The following is a 16,524-nucleotide window of genomic DNA, read 5'->3' on the forward strand; positions in this document are numbered from 1 at the left end:
GGCATGGACGCTAGGCGGCCGCCTGGTCCAGGCGCAACTCCTTGGCCGCCGCAACCATCGCCTCCAGGGCGGCCGTTGTCTCGGCCCAGCCGCGGGTCTTGAGTCCGCAGTCCGGGTTGACCCAGATCTGGTCGACCGCGAGCACCGACGTGGCCTTGCGGAGCAGGTCGCCCATCTCATCGCGATCGGGAATGCGCGGGGAATGGATGTCGTAGATGCCCGGGCCGATGGCGTTGGGATAGCGGAACTGCGCGAACGCATCCAGCAGCTCCATCCGCGACCGCGAGGTTTCGATCGAGATCACGTCCGCGTCCATCGCGGCGACCGCTTCGATGATGTCGTTGAACTCCGAGTAGCACATGTGGGTGTGGATTTGCGTCTCATCGTCCACCGGCGAAGTCGTGATGCGGAAGCACTCCACGGCCCATTCCAGATACGCGTCCCAGTCCTTGCGCAGCAGCGGCAGGCCCTCGCGCAGCGCGGGTTCGTCGACCTGGATGATGCCGATGCCGGCCGCCTCCAGGTCCGCCACCTCGTCGCGCAGCGCAATCGCGATCTGCCGGCATGTGTCCGCACGCGGCTGGTCGTCGCGCACGAACGACCACTGCAGCAAGGTCACCGGGCCGGTCAGCATGCCCTTCATCGGTCGTTGGGTCAGCGACTGGGCGTAGGTCGACCAGCGCACCGTCATCGGCGCGGGGCGCGACACGTCGCCATAGATGATCGGCGGCTTCACGCAGCGCGAGCCGTAGCTCTGGACCCAGCCGTTCCGGGTGAAGGCGAATCCTTCCAGCTGCTCGCCGAAATACTCGACCATGTCGTTGCGTTCGAACTCGCCATGCACCAGCACGTCGATGCCGATCTGCTCCTGTACCTGCACGCAGTGCGCGGTCTGCTGTTCGAGGAACTGGACGTACTGTGACTCGTCCAGCCGGCCGGCCCTGAACGCGGCGCGCGCCTTGCGCACCTCCGGGGTCTGCGGAAATGACCCGATCGTGGTGGTCGGGAACGCCGGCAAGCCATAGCGGCGCTGCTGGAGCGCGCTGCGCTGCGCATATGGGCTCTTGCGGCGCGCATCGTCCGGGGTGAGGGCCTCGACCCTCGCAGCGACCTCGGCCCGGTGGACGCGCCTGGACCGGCGGCGTTGCTGGAGACGCTCGCGTGCGAGCTCGAGGGTCGCGTTTGCCGATGCCAGGCCATTGAGCGCATCGGCCACCACCCGAAGCTCGCTGAGCTTCTCCTTGGCGAAGGCAAGCCAGCCGCGAAGCTCCGTCGCCAGTCCGGTTTCGAGGCTCGCGTCGATGGGCACGTGCAGCATCGAACACGAGGGCGCCACCTGCAGGCGCTCCTTGCCGAGGCGGTCGGCGGCGCTGCGCGCGAGCAGCACGGCCCGGTCGAGATCGGCGCGCCAGATGTTGCGACCGTCCACCAGCCCGAGCGAGAGCACGCAGTCCTCGCGCAGCGCACCGAGCACCGCATCCAGCTGTCCGGGCGCACGCACCAGGTCCACGTGCAGGCCCTGGGCCGGCAGGGATGCGGCCCACGGCAGGTTGTGCTCCAGCGTGCCGAAGTAGGTCGCCAGCAGCAGCTTCGGGCCGGCCGCATCGGCAAGCGTGTGATAGGCCTCCTCGTATGCGCGCCGCTCCGCATCGCCGAGATCCAGCACCAGGCAGGGCTCGTCCAGCTGGACCCACTGCGCGCCGGCATCCCGGAGCTGGGCAAGCAGTTGCGCGTACGCCGTAAGCAGCGCCGGCAACAGGTCCAGGGCCTGGCTGCCGTCCACGCACTTGGACAACAGCAGGAAGCTCACCGGGCCCAGCAGCACCGGGCGTGCCCTGGCGCCGGCGTCGCGCGCTTCGATGAACTCCGCAAGCGGCTTGTCGCCACGCAGGCGGAACGACTGCCCGCGCTCCAGCTCCGGCACCAGGTAGTGGTAGTTCGTGTCGAACCACTTGGTCATCTCCAGCGCAGGCAGGTCGAGGCCGTCGTCCTGCCAGCCACGCGCCATCGAGAAGTAGCCGCGCAAGGGGTCCGCATCGAACAGGGGCCTGTAGCGTGCGGGAATCGCGTCGAACAGCACGGCCGTGTCCAGCACGTGGTCGTACAGGGAAAAATCGTTGCAGGGCACGACATCGGCGCCTGCGGCGTGCTGCAGCTGCCAGTGCCGCAGCCGGAGCGCCCTGGCCTGGTCGTGCAGCTGTCCGGCGGTGGAGTCGCCGCGCCAGTAGGCCTCGACGGCCTTCTTCAGTTCGCGTCGCAGGCCGATGCGGGGAAAGCCCAGATTGCATACGGTGGTCATGTACGTGTACTCCTCGGTTCGTGGTCGCCCCCTCGGGCGATGCGGAGCCGTGCGGACACACGCGAAGGCACGCGCCTTGGTTCGAAAGGCGCGACCTTCCCGCGCCTCCCACGGGCGCCAGGTCGACGGAGATCGCTCTCCGGCCGAGGCAGGTCTTCGGGCTCGTGGACGCAGGACGGGGCGCGTCCTCCCTACTGTTCGCCGCTTCCCGGGCAATGCCCAGTGCTTATGGCGAAGGTCGTTTCCACATACCGCTGCGGGGCAGCGCCGGCTTCGACCCGTGGGTCCTACCGGCTTCCCTTTCAAACATATCGCTCTATCAAGATAAAGCGATACGTACCTTGGCGGGCGGGACATTACGCCGGTCCAGGGGCGGGGTCAAGCGTCGGCGAGGCGGCTTCGGGCATCCTCCCGACGTCGGCCTCGCGGCTGGCGGAAGGGCCGCGGGAGATGTCGCGCTACGGCGGGCGTACCGGGCCAGGTGCCGGGATGCCGAGGCGATCGGATCGATCCGGCTGCAGGCGGCGGGCGCGCACCTGCATCGCCCCAGGGCATCCGGGAATGGCGGCTCAGCGGAACACGACCGTGCGGTGGCCGTTGAGCAGGATCCGGTGTTCGACGTGCAGGCGCACCGCGCGCGCCAGCACCCGCGACTCGATGTCGCTGCCGATCCGCGCCAGTGCCGCCGGCGTCATCGAATGGTCCACGTGGACCACGTCCTGCTCGATGATCGGGCCCTCGTCGAGGTCCGGCGTCACGTAGTGCGCGGTCGCGCCGATGATCTTGACTCCGCGCGCATGCGCCTGGTGGTAGGGCTGGGCACCCTTGAAGCTGGGCAGGAAGCTGTGGTGGATGTTGATCACCCGCCCGGCCAGCGCCTCGCACAGCCCGGGCGAGAGGATCTGCATGTAGCGCGCCAGCACCACCAGGTCGACCTGCTCGCGCTCCACCAGGTCGAGGATCGCGCGCTCCTGCTCGGCGCGGTTCGCGGCATCGACCGGCAGGTGGTGGAACGGCACGTCGTAGGAGCCGGCGAGCTGGGCGTAGTCGGGATGGTTGGACACCACCGCGGCGATGTCGGCGCGCAGCTGGCGGCTGCGGGTGCGGTAGAGCAGGTCGTTGAGGCAGTGGCCCTGGCGGCTGACCAGCACCAGCAGCCGCGCGCGCCGCTGCACGTCGTGCATCGCCCACTCCATCCCGCAGGCCTCGGCCAGCGGCGCGAACGCCTCGCGCACCGCGTTGAAATCGCCGTCGGCCGGCACGTCGAAATGCACGCGCAGGAAGAACCGCCCCGATTCGCCGTCGCCGAACTGCTGCGCGTCGAGGATGTTGCAGCCGTGTTCGAACAGCAGCCCGGAGACGCGGTAGACGATGCCGGGGCGGTCCGGGCAGGAGAGGGCGAGGATGTAGTCGTGGCGCATAGGCGCGCCATGGTATGCGAGCGCGGGCCCCGCGCGGACGGCGGTTGCAGCTGTTACCGACCCCGGGGCGCGGCGAACACGCCCCGCGCCTGCGCCGGCTCGCAGCGCAGGTACTGCGGTGGCGCCTGCACCGAGGCGCCCAGCTCGGCAGCGGCATGCCAGGGCCAGCGCGGGTCGTAGAGGATGCCGCGGGCCAGGGCCACCGCATCGGCATGGCCCTCGGCGACCACCGCCTCGGCCTGGCGCGGCCGGGTGATCATCCCCACCGCGACCACTGGCATCCGCACTTGCGCGCGGATCGCCGCGGCGAACGGCACCTGGTAGCCGGGGCCGGGCTCGATCCGCTGGCGTGGATCCAGGCCGCCGCTGGAGACGTGGATGAAGTGGCAGCCGCGCGCGTCGAGCGCGCGCGCCAGGGCGATGCTCTGCTCCAGGTCCCAGCCGCCCTCGACCCAGTCGGTGGCCGAGATGCGCACGCCCAGCGCCATGCGCCCGGGCAGCGCTGCGCGCACCGCGTCGAACACCCGCAGCACCAGGCGCATGCGGTTCTCCAGGCTGCCGCCGTGGTCGTCGTCGCGCCGGTTGGACAGCGGCGACAGGAACTGGTGCAGCAGGTAGCCGTGCGCGGCGTGGAGTTCGACCAGGTCCAGGCCGATGCGCGCGGCGCGGCGGGCGGAGTCGACGAACGCATCCACCAGCGCATCGATGCCGGCCGCGTCCAGCGCCTGCGGCGCGGGATGCCGTTCGTCGTACGCCAGCGCGGAGGCGGACACGGTGGTCCAGCCGCCGGGCTCGCCGGCGGCGATCGGGCCGCCGCCCTCCCACGGCCGCGCGGTGGACGCCTTGCGCCCGGCATGCGCCAGCTGGATGCCCAGCGGCATCGGCGACCAGCGCCGCAGCGAGGCCAGCAGCGCGGCCAGCGCCGCCTCCTGGTCGTCGTTCCACAGGCCCAGGTCGGCATGGCTGATGCGGCCGTCGGCCTGCACCGCGGTCGCCTCCAGGATCAGGAGCCCGGCCCCGGACAGCGCCAGGTGGCCCAGGTGGATGTGGTGCCAGTCCGACGCCACGCCGTCGTGCGCCGAGTACTGGCACATGGGGGCGATGACGATGCGGTTGGGCAGTTCCAGGGGGCCGATGCGGAGCGGCGAGAACAGCTGGCTCATGGGCGGTCGCACGGGGGAAAGGCCCTGGCATTGCAACGCCGCCACCGTGTGGCTTCAACCCCGGTGGTGGATCGCAGCATCGCGCCGGCCTCCGGACCGCGACCACCGGCGACGAAGAACGGCGCCGGCCCCACGAGGGGCCGGCGCAGGTCGATCGCGTCGTGGCAGGCCCGGCCTGCGCGGCGTCCTAGAACTCGCGCCAGTCCTCGTCGCCGGCGATCGCCGCGTCCAGCACCGGCGCCGGGCGCGGGGCCGGGGCGGGTGCCCTGGGAGCCCGAGGGCGCGGGGGCGTGTCCGCCTGCGGGCGGACGGGGGCGGCCGGAACCGGGGCCGCGGGGGCCGGCGTCTGGCCGGCCAGGCGGAACACCGACACCAGTTCGACCAGCTCGCTGGCCTGCTCCTCCATGGAACGGGCCGCGGCGCTGGCTTCCTCCACCAGCGCGGCGTTCTGCTGGGTGGCCTCGTCCATCTGCACCACCGTCTGGCTCACCTGCTCGATGCCGGCGGACTGTTCCTGCGAGGCGGCCGAGATCTCGGCCATGATGCTGGTCACCCGCTCCACGCTGCCCACGATCTGGTGCATCGTGTCCCCGGCCTGGCGCACCAGCTCCGAGCCGTTGGCCACCTTCTCCACCGAGTCGTCGATCAGCTGCTTGATCTCCTTGGCGGCGCTGGCCGAACGCTGCGCCAGCGAGCGCACCTCCGAGGCCACCACCGCGAAGCCGCGGCCCTGCTCGCCGGCGCGCGCGGCTTCCACCGCCGCGTTCAGCGCCAGGATGTTGGTCTGGAAGGCGATGCCGTCGATCAGCGAGATGATCTCGGCGATCTTGCGCGAGGATTCCTCGATCCCGGCCATGGTCTCGACCACCCGCACGGCCAGCTGGCCGCCTTCGGAGGCCACGCCGGTCGCGCCGATCGCCAGCTGGTTGGCCTAGCGCGCGTGCTCGGCGTTCTGGCGCACGGTGGAGGTCAGCTCCTCCATCGTGGCGGCTGTCTCCTCCAGGTTGGCGGCCTGCTGCTCGGTGCGGCGCGCCAGGTCGGCGTTGCCCGCCGAGATCTCGGCGGCGGAACTGTCGATGCTGCGCGAGGCCTGCTGGATGCGGCTGACCATGGTGGTCAGGTGGCCCACGGTGGCGTTGGCGTCATCGCGCATCTCGGCGAACACGCCCTCGTACTCACCCTCCATACGCGCGCCCAGGTCGCCCCGGGCGATCGCCTTGAGCAGCTGCGAGATCGACTGCAGGCTGCCGTCGGTGGTGGCCATCAGGCGGTTGAGGTCCGCCACCATGTCGCGGAAGCCGAACTCGAAGCGGGCCTCGTCGCCGCGCAGGCTGAAGTCGCCGCGCGTCGCGGCCTGGCTGATCGTGCCGATCTCCTGGCTGAGCGCCAGCAGGCTCGCCTTCACGCTGTCCATGGCCTCCATCAGCACCGCCTTGCCGCCCGGCACGCGCGGGAAGTCCTCGCGCAGGTCGCCACGGGCATAGGCGGCGGCCAGGTGGCCGGCGTGCAGCGCGGCCTGGATGTGTTCGTGCATCACCGCGTTGATGACCGCGGTCAGGTGGCGGAACTCGCCCTGCACCGCCGTTTCGTCCAGGCGCACGGAGATGTTGCCCAGGTCGTGCTGGCGGCCGAGTTCGATCGCATCCGACACCAGGGTCTGCAGCGTCTCGCGGGTGGCCTGCACCGCGCGCAGCACTTCGCCGGCCTCGTCGGTGCCGCCCTCCAGCCGGGCGCCGTCGATGCGGCCGGCGGCCAGTTCGCGCGCGGCGGCCGCGGCCCGTGCCAGCGGGCCGGTCAGGCTGCGGGTGAACACCACGCCCAGGAACACGCCCAGGACCACGGCGAACCCGAGCACGATGAACAGCGTGGTGCGCGCGGCGGCCGCGGCGGCCACCGCCGCCGTCCGCGCCTCGTCCATCATCGATGCTTCGCGCTGGAGGTAGGCGTCCACGCTCGCGCGCCACCGGTCGAGGCCGGCGGCGGCCTGGTCCTGGAGGTAGGCCACGGCCTCGTCGCGGCGGCCGGCGGTGGCCAGGCCGATCACCTCGTCGTTGAGCGGCGCCGCGGCGTCGTGGGCCGCGCCCACCGCCGCCAGCGCCTTGCGGCCGCCTTCGCGGGCCGGCATCGCCTGCAGCTGCTCGTAGGCCTGGCCGAACGCTTCGCGGGCCGCGGCGATGCCGGCCAGGGCCTGCCGCAGCCGATCCTCGTCGCCGGCCAGCAGCATGGCATGCAGGTGCAGGTTGAGATCGCCGGCCGAGCGGTACAGCGCGTCGGCCAGCCGGGTCTTGGTCACCCGTTCGACGGTGATCTTCTCGAGGTGCCCCTCGAGGGTGGACAGCGACCAGGCCGACACCACGGCGATGGAGGCCATCAGCGCGAGCATCAGGCCGAAGCCGGCAAACATGCGCTTGCCGACCGTGAAGCGTTGCAGAAAGTTGTTCATGACTCACCTGGGGGGGAGGGTGCGCGCTTCACGAGGGGGCGCCGGGCCGTCCGTGGACACGCGAGGGGGGAGGGGGTGGCCCGGGCGCTGCCGGACGCGCCACCCGTGCCGAACTGCGCGTTCGGCAGTCCGGTTATCGGCCGGGCCGCCGCTTAAATGAGGATCCGGCCATTCGCGTTGCATATCGGATCGATTGACGCTGTGAATCGCATGCCCTTTCCCCACCCCTCCCCAAGCGGCTTCAGCCTTGCGGACGCCCGGTGCCGGTTCCGCGCACCACCGACGCAGGCCCAGGGGGCAGCCACCTGAGCACCGCCGCCGCGATCCGGGCCGGCGGCTGGAACCCGGGCAGGCGGCACCGCTCGACGCCGTCGCCGACCAGCGACAGGGTGGGCGTCTGGCGCAGGCCGAGGCCGCGGAAGAAGTCCTCGCCCAGCGTTTCCAGCCGGGCCTTGAGCACGACCAGGCCGGCGGCCGCCGGTTCGCCGGCGAAGCGCTGCAGCGACAGGTCCAGCATCCGGCAGGCCGGGCAATCGTCCTTGTGGTAGTCCACCAGCAGGCGCGGATGGGCGGAGATGGCCGCCCGCCAGTCGTCAGGCGATGCGGCGTGCAGGGTGTGCATGGGCAGGGCTCCCGAGGGTGTCGAGGACGTGGTCGGTCCATTGCGCGATCCGTTCGCTGTCGCGGCGACCGTGCGGCATCTGTTCGATCTCCAGGCGCGGATGCGGGGAATCGAAGAAGGCGGCGATGCGACGCACGGCGCCGCAGTAGTACTCCTGGCCCCACTGGGTCTCGCCGGTGCCGAACACCGCGACCTGCCGGGGCTTGCCTACCGCCTGCACCAGCTGCGCGATGAAGCGTTTCATCTCCGCCGGCGTGCGTCCGCCGTTGTCCGACCAGGCGCCGAACAGGTACAGGTCGTGGCGCGGATCGGGGCCGGCGGCGGACAGCTCGTCGATGCCGGTCTCTATCCAGCTGACCGCATGTCCGCGCGCCCGGCAGCGCTCGCGCACCAGCCGCGCCACGTCGCGGGTGTTGCCGCTGAGGGAGGTGAAGGCGATCAGGATGCGCATGCGCTGGGGGCGCAGGCCGGTGCGGTTCCGCGACGACCCGGAACGGAGCCGGGCCGCAGGAGCGCGCCTGCGCGCGAGGTGCTTCGCGACCAGGGTCGCGCCGAGGCGGAGAATGTGCCGCCCGGCGCGGCCTGCGCGCCAGGGCTGCCCGCTGCGCGGCGAACGGCAAGAGGCCAGCCGGGGCAACGGCGCCGGCTCACAGGTCGTCGAAGCCGTTGTCGAGGTTGGTCTTCTTGTACGACGCGTTGCGCATCTCGAAGAAGTCGGTCTTGGTCTCGGTGAAGTTGTCGGCGTAGGCCCGGATCCACGGCATCACGTTGTCGGCGGTGTCCGGGTACAGGCTTTCGATGCCGAGCATCCCGGCCATCTTGTTGGCCCGGTACTTCACGTAGCGGATCATCTCGTCGATGTTGATGCCGTCGATGCCGTCGAGCACCTCGCCGGTCCACTGCACCTCCAGCTCCACCGCGTGCTCGAAGGCGCGGTGCACGTACTCGGTCAGCTCGTCGGTCTGCAGCTCCGCGTTCTCGCCGACGATGGCGCGGATCACCTCGCTGATGAACTTGGTGTGGGCCAGCTCGTCGCGGTTGATGAAGCTGATGATCTTGCCGGTGCCGGCCATCCGGTTCTGGCGCACCAGGTTGTAGAAATAGGCGAAGCCGGAATAGAAATTGATGCCCTCCAGGATCGAGGACTGGATCAGCGCGCGCAGCAGGGTCTCGGCGGTCTTCTCGCGCATGAAGTCGTCGTAGGAGCCCATGATCGGCGCGTTGCGCCTGAGGATCGTGGGGTGGGTGCGGGCGATCTCGAAGATCCGCTTCTGGTTGGCCAGGTCGGTGATCGAGGCCAGCACGTAGCTGTAGCTCTCGTTGTGGATCACCTCCTGCTGGCCGATGATCGCCGCGTTGGCGTGCGCGGCCGGGTCGGTGATGTACTCGGCCACGTTGTAGATGAAGCGCGTCTGCGGCGAGTCCAGAGTGGCCAGCAGGCCGATGATCGAATCGAAGGCGTGCTTCTCGCGCGCCGACAACTCGCCGTACTGGCGCGCGTCGCCCTTCATGTCGACCTCGTCCGGGATCCAGAAGTTGGTCGAGAGTTCCTTGTAGGCGCGGTAGAAGGACGGGTAGGGGATATCGTTCCAGTTGAGGATGCCGGAGGTGCGGCCGTTGATGATCCCGGTGGATCGGTTGGGATGGCGCGGCTCCAGGATGCGGATGCGTTCGAGCGGCGTGGCGGTGCGGGGCGTGGCGGTCAGCGGTGCGGTGGCAGACATGGTGTCCGGGTCCTCGATGTGGGTTCATGCTCCCTCCCCCGCGTGCGGGGGAGGGCTGGGGTGGGGGCGCGCACCGCAGGCGGGCGAAAAGCGGGCCCCATCCGGCCCTTCGGGCCGGCTTCCCCCGCAGGGCGGGGGAAGCGGGTCAGCGCGTCAACTCGAACACCATTCGCACTCCGCGATATCGATATCGTTCGAGCGCACGTAGTAGGTGGTCTTCAGCCCTTCCCGCCACGCCGTCATGTGCAGATCCAGCAGGGTCGAGGCACGGATGGTGGAAGGTACGTAGAAGTTGAAGCTGATCGACTGGTCGATGTGGCGCTGGCGGCGCGCGTTCTGCCGCACCGAGGCGAACTGGTCCAGCTTCCACGCGCCCTTCTCGTAGTACGGCCAGGTCTCCAGCGACAGCCCGGGCGCGGCCACCGGACGCCGGTAGTCCTTCTTCTCCTCGTAGTAGAACGCCGAGTAGATCGGGTCGATCGACGCGGTACTGCCCGCGATCTGCGCGGTCGACATGTTGGGCGCCACCGCGAGCAGCCAGCCGTTGCGCAGGCCGTTGACCGCCACCTGGGCCGCCAGGTCCAGCCACGCCGGGCTGTTGTAGCCGCGCTCGCGGAAATAGGCGCCGGTATGCCAGTCGCTGCCGGCGAAAACCGGATAGGTGCCCTTTTCCTTCGCCAGCTCCATGCTCGCCTGCACCGCGAGGTAGTTGATGCGTTCGTACAGCGCATCGCTGAACTCCTCGGCCTCCGCCGAGTTCCAGTCGACGCCCTTGAGCGCCAGCAGGTGGTGCCAGCCGAAGGTGCCCAGGCCGATCGCGCGATACTTGCGATTGGTGATCGTGGCCTGCGGCACCGGCAGCTCGTTGAGGTCGATCACGTTGTCGAGCATGCGCACCTGGATCGGCACCAGGCGCTCGAGCACGTCGCTGATCAGGTCGCCCTGCCCCTCGGCCGCGACCACCGCGCGCCCCAGGTTGATCGAGGACAGGTTGCAGACCACGAAATCGCCGGCTTGCCTGGTGGTGACGATCTGGTCGCCGGAGATGACCTCCCGGATCATCCGGGTCGGGCCCTGGTTCTGCAGGATCTCGGTGCACAGGTTGGACGAGTAGACCATGCCGCAGTGCTTGTTCGGGTTCTTCCGGTTGACCTCGTCGCGGTAGAACATGAACGGGCTGCCGGTCTCCAGCTGCGACACCATGATTCGCTTGAAGATGTCGATCGCCTTGACCGTCTTGCGCGCGATGCGCTCGTCGTCCACGACTTCCTGGTACTTGCGGCGGAAAGTGCCGTCGCCGCGCGCCTCGTCGTAGAAGTCCTGCAGGTACCAGCCCTTGATCCGCTTCACTTCGTACGGGTCGAACAGGTACCAGTCGCCGCGACGCTCGACGGCCTCCATGAACAGGTCGGGAATGCAGACCGCGGTGAACACGTCGTGCGCGCGCAGGCGCTGATCGCCGTTGTTGAGGCGCAGGTCGAGGAAGGCCTCGATGTCGCGGTGCCAGATGTCCAGGTACACCGCCACCGCGCCCTTGCGCTGGCCCAGCTGGTCCACCGAGACGGCGGTGTTGTTGAGCTGCTTGATCCACGGCACCACGCCGCCGGAGGCGTTGGGCACCCCGCGGATCGGCGCACCGGCCGCGCGCACGTAGCCCAGGTACGCACCCACGCCGCCGCCGCCCTTGGACACGCGGGCGATGTCGGTGTTGGAGTCGTAGATGCCCTGCAGCGAATCGTCCACCGTATCGATGAAGCACGACGACAGCTGGCCGCCGACCTTGCCCGCGTTCTGCAGGGTCGGCGTGGCCACGGTCATGTACAGGTTCGACAGCGCCCAGTAGGCCTCGCCGACCAGCTGCATGCGCCGCTCGCGCCCGCCCTGTCCGGTGCCGCCCTCGTTCTGCATCAGGTACAGCGCGATGGTCAGCCAGCGCTCCTGCGGCAGCTCGTAGACGTTGCGCGCGTTGTCGGTGGCCAGGTAGCGCGTGGCCAGCAGGTACAGCCCGTTGTATGTGAACAGCCGGTCGCGCCCGGGATCGATCATGCGCCCGGCCTGCTCCAGCTCTTCCTTGGAGTAGGCGTGCAGGATGTCGTTGGAGTAGATGTTGCGGTCGGCCAGGCTCTCCTGCAGGCCGACATACGAGCCGTACTTCTGCGCCGCGTCGTAGAAGCGGTTGCGGCTGGCGCGCTTGTACAGCCGGTGCAGGTAGATGCGCGCGGCGAAGTGCTCCCACTCCGGCGCGGTCAGGTCCACGCGTGCCTCGGCCTCGCGGATCAGGTGGTCGACCAGGTCGTCGGCATTCACCGCCGCCTTGCGCTCGACGAAGCCGAACACGCTGCGCTTGTAGTCGGCCACGTCCAGATGCGGGAACTCGGCGTGGATGGCGTCGATGCTGCGCTCGAGCCGGGCGCGGTCGAAGGGCAGGCGGCGGTTGCCGGCCTCCTTGGTGATCCAGGTATCCGCCGGTGCGGCCGGCTGCGCGGACCCCGTGGGGCGTTCGACCGGCGGTGGGGGGATCGCGTCGCAGGGGTTCGCGATGGATTGCAGGGGCGAGTGGCCGGTGGCGGGGCCGGCCGGCCCGGCGCCCGGCGCCGGCGGCGGAACAGGCGGCGACGGGCTTGCACTCGCGGCCGCGGGGGCGGCGCAGGTCGGGTCTGGGTGGGTCATGCATCCTCCACGGGTGGCGCACGGCCGGCCTGTCCCTCGCAGGCGGGCGTGGCGGCGGAGGCGGGGCGGGGAGCGGCGTCGCGGGACGGTGGACGCATGCGCGTCCACGGACCTGCTCCACCGGCCATCTCCCCCCGGAGATTCCGCGGCCGGCACCGCGCGGCGTGCATGCGCGCGGCTGTCGGCAGGTCTTCGGACTGACGGGTCCGGAAGGCCGTGGCCTTCCACCTCCCCCGCCGCTTCCCGGAGCGTTGGCTCCAGTGCTGGTGGCGGGTTCGTTCCCGATTACCGCTGCGGGGCAGTGCCGGACTGGCGCCAGGGGCGCGTCACCGGCTTCCCTTTTAATCCGGCCAGCTGCGGCTGGCCCGAACCGACGACCACAAGGTAGTGGGGTGGGTCGGCTTCCGTCAACCCATATCTTGTGTACGGCCCGACGGCGGGCGCCTGTTTGGCCGGCCTGCCTGCCGGCCGGTCCGGCGCAGGGCGGGCGCCCTCAGCCGCGGTGCTCGCGCGCCAGGTACTCGGCGCCCTGCATCTCGACCAGGCGCGAGGACGTGCGCTCGAACGCGGCGGCCAGGCGCTCGCCGGCATAGAGCGCGTGCGGGGGCGCGTCGGCGGTGCAGACCAGGTTGACCTGGCCGTCGTAGAGTTCGTCCACCAGGTGCACGAACCGGCGCGCGGCATCGTTGCGGCGTTCGTCGAACACCGGGATCCCGCCCAGCAGCACGGTGTGGAATTCGCGCGCGATCTCGATGTAGTCGGCGGTGCCGCGCGGGCCCTCGCACAGCGCGGCGAAGTCGAACCAGGCCATGCCCTCGCCGCGCGCGCGCACCGGGATCCGGCGGCCCTCGATCTCGATGCCGGCGTCGCGATGGCCGTCGTCGCCGCCCAGTTCGTGCCAGCGCGATTCCAGCCACGCCTCCGAACCCGCGTCGAGCGGCGCGCGGTACACCGGCGAGCGGGTCAGTGCGCGCAGCCGGTAGTCGGTGTCGCTGTCCAGGTGCACCACTTCGCAGTGGGCCTGGATGAGGTCGATCGCGGGCAGGAAGCGCTGGCGCTGCAGGCCATCGCGGTACAGGCCCGGCGGATCGATGTTGGACGTGGTGACCAGCACGATCCCCTCGGCGAACATGCGCTCGAGCAGGCGGCCGAGGATCATCGCGTCGCCGATGTCGCTGACGAAGAACTCGTCGAGCACCAGCACCCGCAGCCGGCGCCGCCAGCCGCGTACGATCGTGGCCAGCGGATCGCGCTCGCCCGGGTGCGCGCGCAGCTGCTCGTGCACCGAGCGCATGAAGCGGTGGAAGTGGGTGCGGCGCTTGCCCGGCGCGCCGCCGTCGCCGCGGACAAGGGTGTCGCCGCGCAGTTCGGGCAGCGGCAGGGCGCGGTGGAACAGGTCGACCAGGAAGGTCTTGCCGCGGCCGACGCCGCCCCACAGGTACAGGCCGCGCGGCGCCGGCGCCGCCTGCCCGCGCAGCCGCGCCAGCAGACCGGTGCGCGGCGGCTGCAGCAGCTCGCCGTGCAGCCGGTCGAGCGCCTGCAGCGCCGCGCGCTGGCGCGGGTCGTCGTCCCATTCGCCGCGTTCGACGCCGGCGCGGTACAGCGACGACGGGGGCGGCGCTGCGGCCGGCTCAGCCATCCGCGCCGGGGAGGTAGGGGCGCACACCGTGCTTGATCGCGCCGCGCAGGTCGATCAGCTTGCGGTGGAAGAAGTGGCTGGTGTCGGGCATGCGCACCAGCTCGGCCCGGGCGCCGCTGCGCTCGAGCCAGTCGTACACGTCCTGCGGATCGACCACCTCGTCGGCCTCGCCCTGGATCACCAGCCAGGGCATGGTCGGCAGCTCGATCGCGTCGAAGTCCCAGCGCCCGGCCGGGGGCGCGATCGACAGCAGCAGCCCGGGCTGCAGTCCGGCCGCCGCGCGCAGCGAGACGTAGGCGCCGAAGCTGAAGCCCGCCAGCCACAGCGCGTGGCCGGGGCGCTGCGCCCGGACCCAGGCCGCGACCGCGCGCAGGTCGTCGGTTTCGCCTTCGCCGTGGTCGAATTCGCCTTCGGAATCGCCGGTGCCGCGGAAGTTGAAGCGCACCGTGGTCGCGCCCAGTTCGCGCAGGCTGCGCGCGGCCATGGTCACGACCTTGTTGTGCATGGTCCCGCCCTCGGTCGGCAGCGGGTGGCAGACGATGGCCACCAGCGGCAGGGGCGCCGCGTCGCCCTCGGGCGGGTCGACCGCCACCTCCAGCCGTCCGGCCGGTCCGGGCAGCGACAGGGTGGTGGCCTGGTCGGGAAACGGAGGCAACCTGGACATCGGCCCATGATACCGGGGCGCATGGCGGGCCCGGCGTGCAGGCCGGCCGATGGCGCTACAGGGCCAGCCCCACCAGCAGCGGGTCGTGATCGGAACTGCGCCAGGGCGTTGCCTGTCGATCGCCGACGTTCGCGCCGCGATCGCGGACGTTCGCCGGCTCGTCGGCGTTGGCATGCCAGACCGCCGCGCCAGCCAGGTGGCGCGCCAGGGCGGGGCTGAGCAGGGCGTGGTCGAGGCGGCCGGCCAGGCCGTCGAACACGAAGCTGTGGGGGCCGCCGCGGTCGGCCGGCAGCGCGTCCACCCAGCCTTCGGCGCGCAGCAGGCGCAGCGGGTCTTCCTGGCTGTACGCGTTGAAGTCGCCGACGATCGCGGCCAGATCGGTGCCGGTTCCGGTCGGGTCGCTGGCCATCCACGCCGCCAGCCGGCGCGCCGAGTCGACCCGCGTCGCGTTCCAGCAGGCCTGGCCGTCGCCCTGGTCGGCGTCGGCGCCGGTGGCCTCGCCGCAGCCCTTGGACTTGAAGTGGTTGGCCACCAGCACGAAGGCCGGCCCGGCATCGCGGCCGCCGGCCTGCGGGACGAAGGCCTGGGCCAGCGGCACCCGGCTGCGGCGGCCGAACGGCCCGTCCTCGAGCGTGGCCGGCGCGCCCAGCGGACGCAGCCGCGAGCGGCGGTAGACCAGGGCCACCCGGATCGCGTCGCCGCCCGGCCCGTGCCCGGCATCGACGAAGGCCCAGTCCCCGCCGCCGGCGTTGAGCGCGGCGACCAGCTGGGCCAGGCTCGAGTCGGGGCCGTAGCCGTCGTTCTCCAGTTCCATCAGCGCCGCCACGTGCGGGTCGAGCCCGTGCAAGGTGGCGACCAGGGCATCGAGCTGGGCGCGCAGCTGGGCCGGGGTGCGGGCGCCGCGCGCGGTCGGGAAGCCGCCGCCGCGGCCGTCGCCATTGAACAGGTTGTGCAGGTTGAGCACCGCCAGGCGCAGGTTGCCCGGCACGGTGGGCGGCGGCGGCCGGTTGGCGGGCTCGATCCGCAGCGGCGCGGTGAGCTGCAGCCGCATCTCGCCCCAGCGCTGGTCGACGATGCCCTCGACGCCGCGGGCCACGCTGCCCAGCCGCGGCGGCGGCTGGCCGTCCAGGTACCAGGCCGGGCCCGGGTTCGTATCGGCCCGGGCGTCGTCGAGCGGCACCAGGCGGCGGGCGTTGTCGGCCGCCACCCGCGCGGCGCCTTCGCCGGGCGGCGCCAGCTCGGTCGGGGTGGACAGGCGTCCGCCGAAGCTCGCGTGCAGCACGCCGTGGCGCGACAGCTGGTGCTGGCCGCCAAGGGTGAGCGGCGCCTCGATCCGGACCCGCATGCCCTCGTAGCGCTCCCAGTCCGCCGGCGGCGCCTCGAGCACCACCGGCGCCACCGCGCCGCGGCCGACCACCTCGATCCGCCCGGCCTGCAGCGTGGTCAGCGTGCCGCGGGCGCGGTCGCCGTGCTCCACCACCCGGCCGTGCAGCCGGACCCGGTCGCCGGCGCGCAGTTCGGGGGCGTGGTCGGCGACCACGAACAGGCCGTCGGAGGTGGCCGGATCGCCGTCGCCCCCGTCCTGCACGAACCAGCCGCCGAGGTAGCGGGCGAAGTTGCCCGTGACCACGCCCTCGACGGTGACGTGCTGGTCGAGCAGGGGGCTGGCCTCGCCCGTGCCCTGGACGGCGCCGATCGCGAGCACGTCGCCCGGCGCCCGCGGCGCGGCGGGATCGGGCGGGAGCTCGCAGCCGGCGACCAGGCAGGCGGCCAGCAGCAGGGCGGGGAAACGGACGCGCGGGACGGCGTGCATGCGGGCGGCGGGGGCGTGCAGGGCCCGGATGCGACGACGCCGCCCGGAGGCGGCGTCGCGTGGGCC

Annotated in this window: 9 protein-coding genes, 2 pseudogenes and 2 riboswitches; all 11 genes and pseudogenes read right to left on the bottom strand. The window is 71.5% G+C overall.

The features are described from left to right. Window positions 1-10: 10 nt before the first annotated feature. Window positions 11-2,299, bottom strand: a complete 2,289-nt coding sequence (metE, locus tag FQY79_RS10620) for a 5-methyltetrahydropteroyltriglutamate--homocysteine S-methyltransferase (RefSeq protein ID WP_146312896.1) — start codon at window positions 2,297-2,299, stop codon at window positions 11-13. A gap of 130 nt (window positions 2,300-2,429) precedes the next feature. Beyond that, window positions 2,430-2,658: riboswitch (cobalamin riboswitch) on the bottom strand. A gap of 210 nt (window positions 2,659-2,868) precedes the next feature. Next, entirely contained in the window at window positions 2,869-3,720 is an 852-nt protein-coding gene (purU, locus tag FQY79_RS10625; protein WP_146312897.1) for a formyltetrahydrofolate deformylase, read from the bottom strand. 53 nt (window positions 3,721-3,773) lie between these two features. Next, window positions 3,774-4,883: an NADH:flavin oxidoreductase/NADH oxidase gene (locus tag FQY79_RS10630; protein WP_146312898.1), complete on the bottom strand. Its 1,110-nt coding sequence runs from the start codon at window positions 4,881-4,883 to the stop codon at window positions 3,774-3,776. A 187-nt stretch (window positions 4,884-5,070) separates the two neighbouring features. Beyond that, window positions 5,071-7,326: pseudogene (locus FQY79_RS15795) on the bottom strand (methyl-accepting chemotaxis protein). Between the two features lie 241 nt (window positions 7,327-7,567). Then, window positions 7,568-7,948 (bottom strand): thioredoxin family protein, encoded by a 381-nt coding sequence (locus FQY79_RS10640; RefSeq protein WP_146312899.1) that lies wholly within the window; start codon window positions 7,946-7,948, stop codon window positions 7,568-7,570. After that, the gene (locus tag FQY79_RS10645; RefSeq protein WP_146312900.1) at window positions 7,920-8,399 is read right to left on the bottom strand and encodes a flavodoxin; all 480 of its coding nucleotides are present in this window, start codon (window positions 8,397-8,399) and stop codon (window positions 7,920-7,922) included. The genes FQY79_RS10640 and FQY79_RS10645 overlap by 29 nt, the downstream gene beginning before the upstream one ends. A gap of 196 nt (window positions 8,400-8,595) precedes the next feature. Then, on the bottom strand, window positions 8,596-9,672 hold the full coding sequence (locus FQY79_RS10650; RefSeq protein WP_146312901.1) for a ribonucleotide-diphosphate reductase subunit beta: 1,077 nt from the start codon (window positions 9,670-9,672) through the stop codon (window positions 8,596-8,598). Window positions 9,673-9,825: 153 nt separating this feature from the next. Next, a complete protein-coding gene (locus FQY79_RS10655; protein WP_146312902.1) occupies window positions 9,826-12,342 on the bottom strand; it encodes a ribonucleoside-diphosphate reductase subunit alpha in 2,517 nt (838 codons plus the stop codon). A 166-nt stretch (window positions 12,343-12,508) separates the two neighbouring features. Beyond that, window positions 12,509-12,732: riboswitch (cobalamin riboswitch) on the bottom strand. Window positions 12,733-12,835: 103 nt separating this feature from the next. Continuing rightward, window positions 12,836-13,981 (bottom strand): cell division protein ZapE, encoded by a 1,146-nt coding sequence (gene zapE, locus FQY79_RS10660; protein WP_146312903.1) that lies wholly within the window; start codon window positions 13,979-13,981, stop codon window positions 12,836-12,838. After that, a complete protein-coding gene (locus FQY79_RS10665; RefSeq protein ID WP_146312904.1) occupies window positions 13,974-14,645 on the bottom strand; it encodes an alpha/beta hydrolase in 672 nt (223 codons plus the stop codon). Before FQY79_RS10665 ends, zapE begins: the two co-directional genes overlap by 8 nt. Window positions 14,646-14,700: 55 nt before the next feature. Beyond that, a pseudogene (locus FQY79_RS10670) lies at window positions 14,701-16,411 on the bottom strand (ExeM/NucH family extracellular endonuclease). Window positions 16,412-16,524: the final 113 nt, after the last annotated feature.

This window comes from Luteimonas wenzhouensis (genome assembly GCF_007859305.1).
GTDB classification, from domain to species: domain Bacteria; phylum Pseudomonadota; class Gammaproteobacteria; order Xanthomonadales; family Xanthomonadaceae; genus Luteimonas; species Luteimonas wenzhouensis.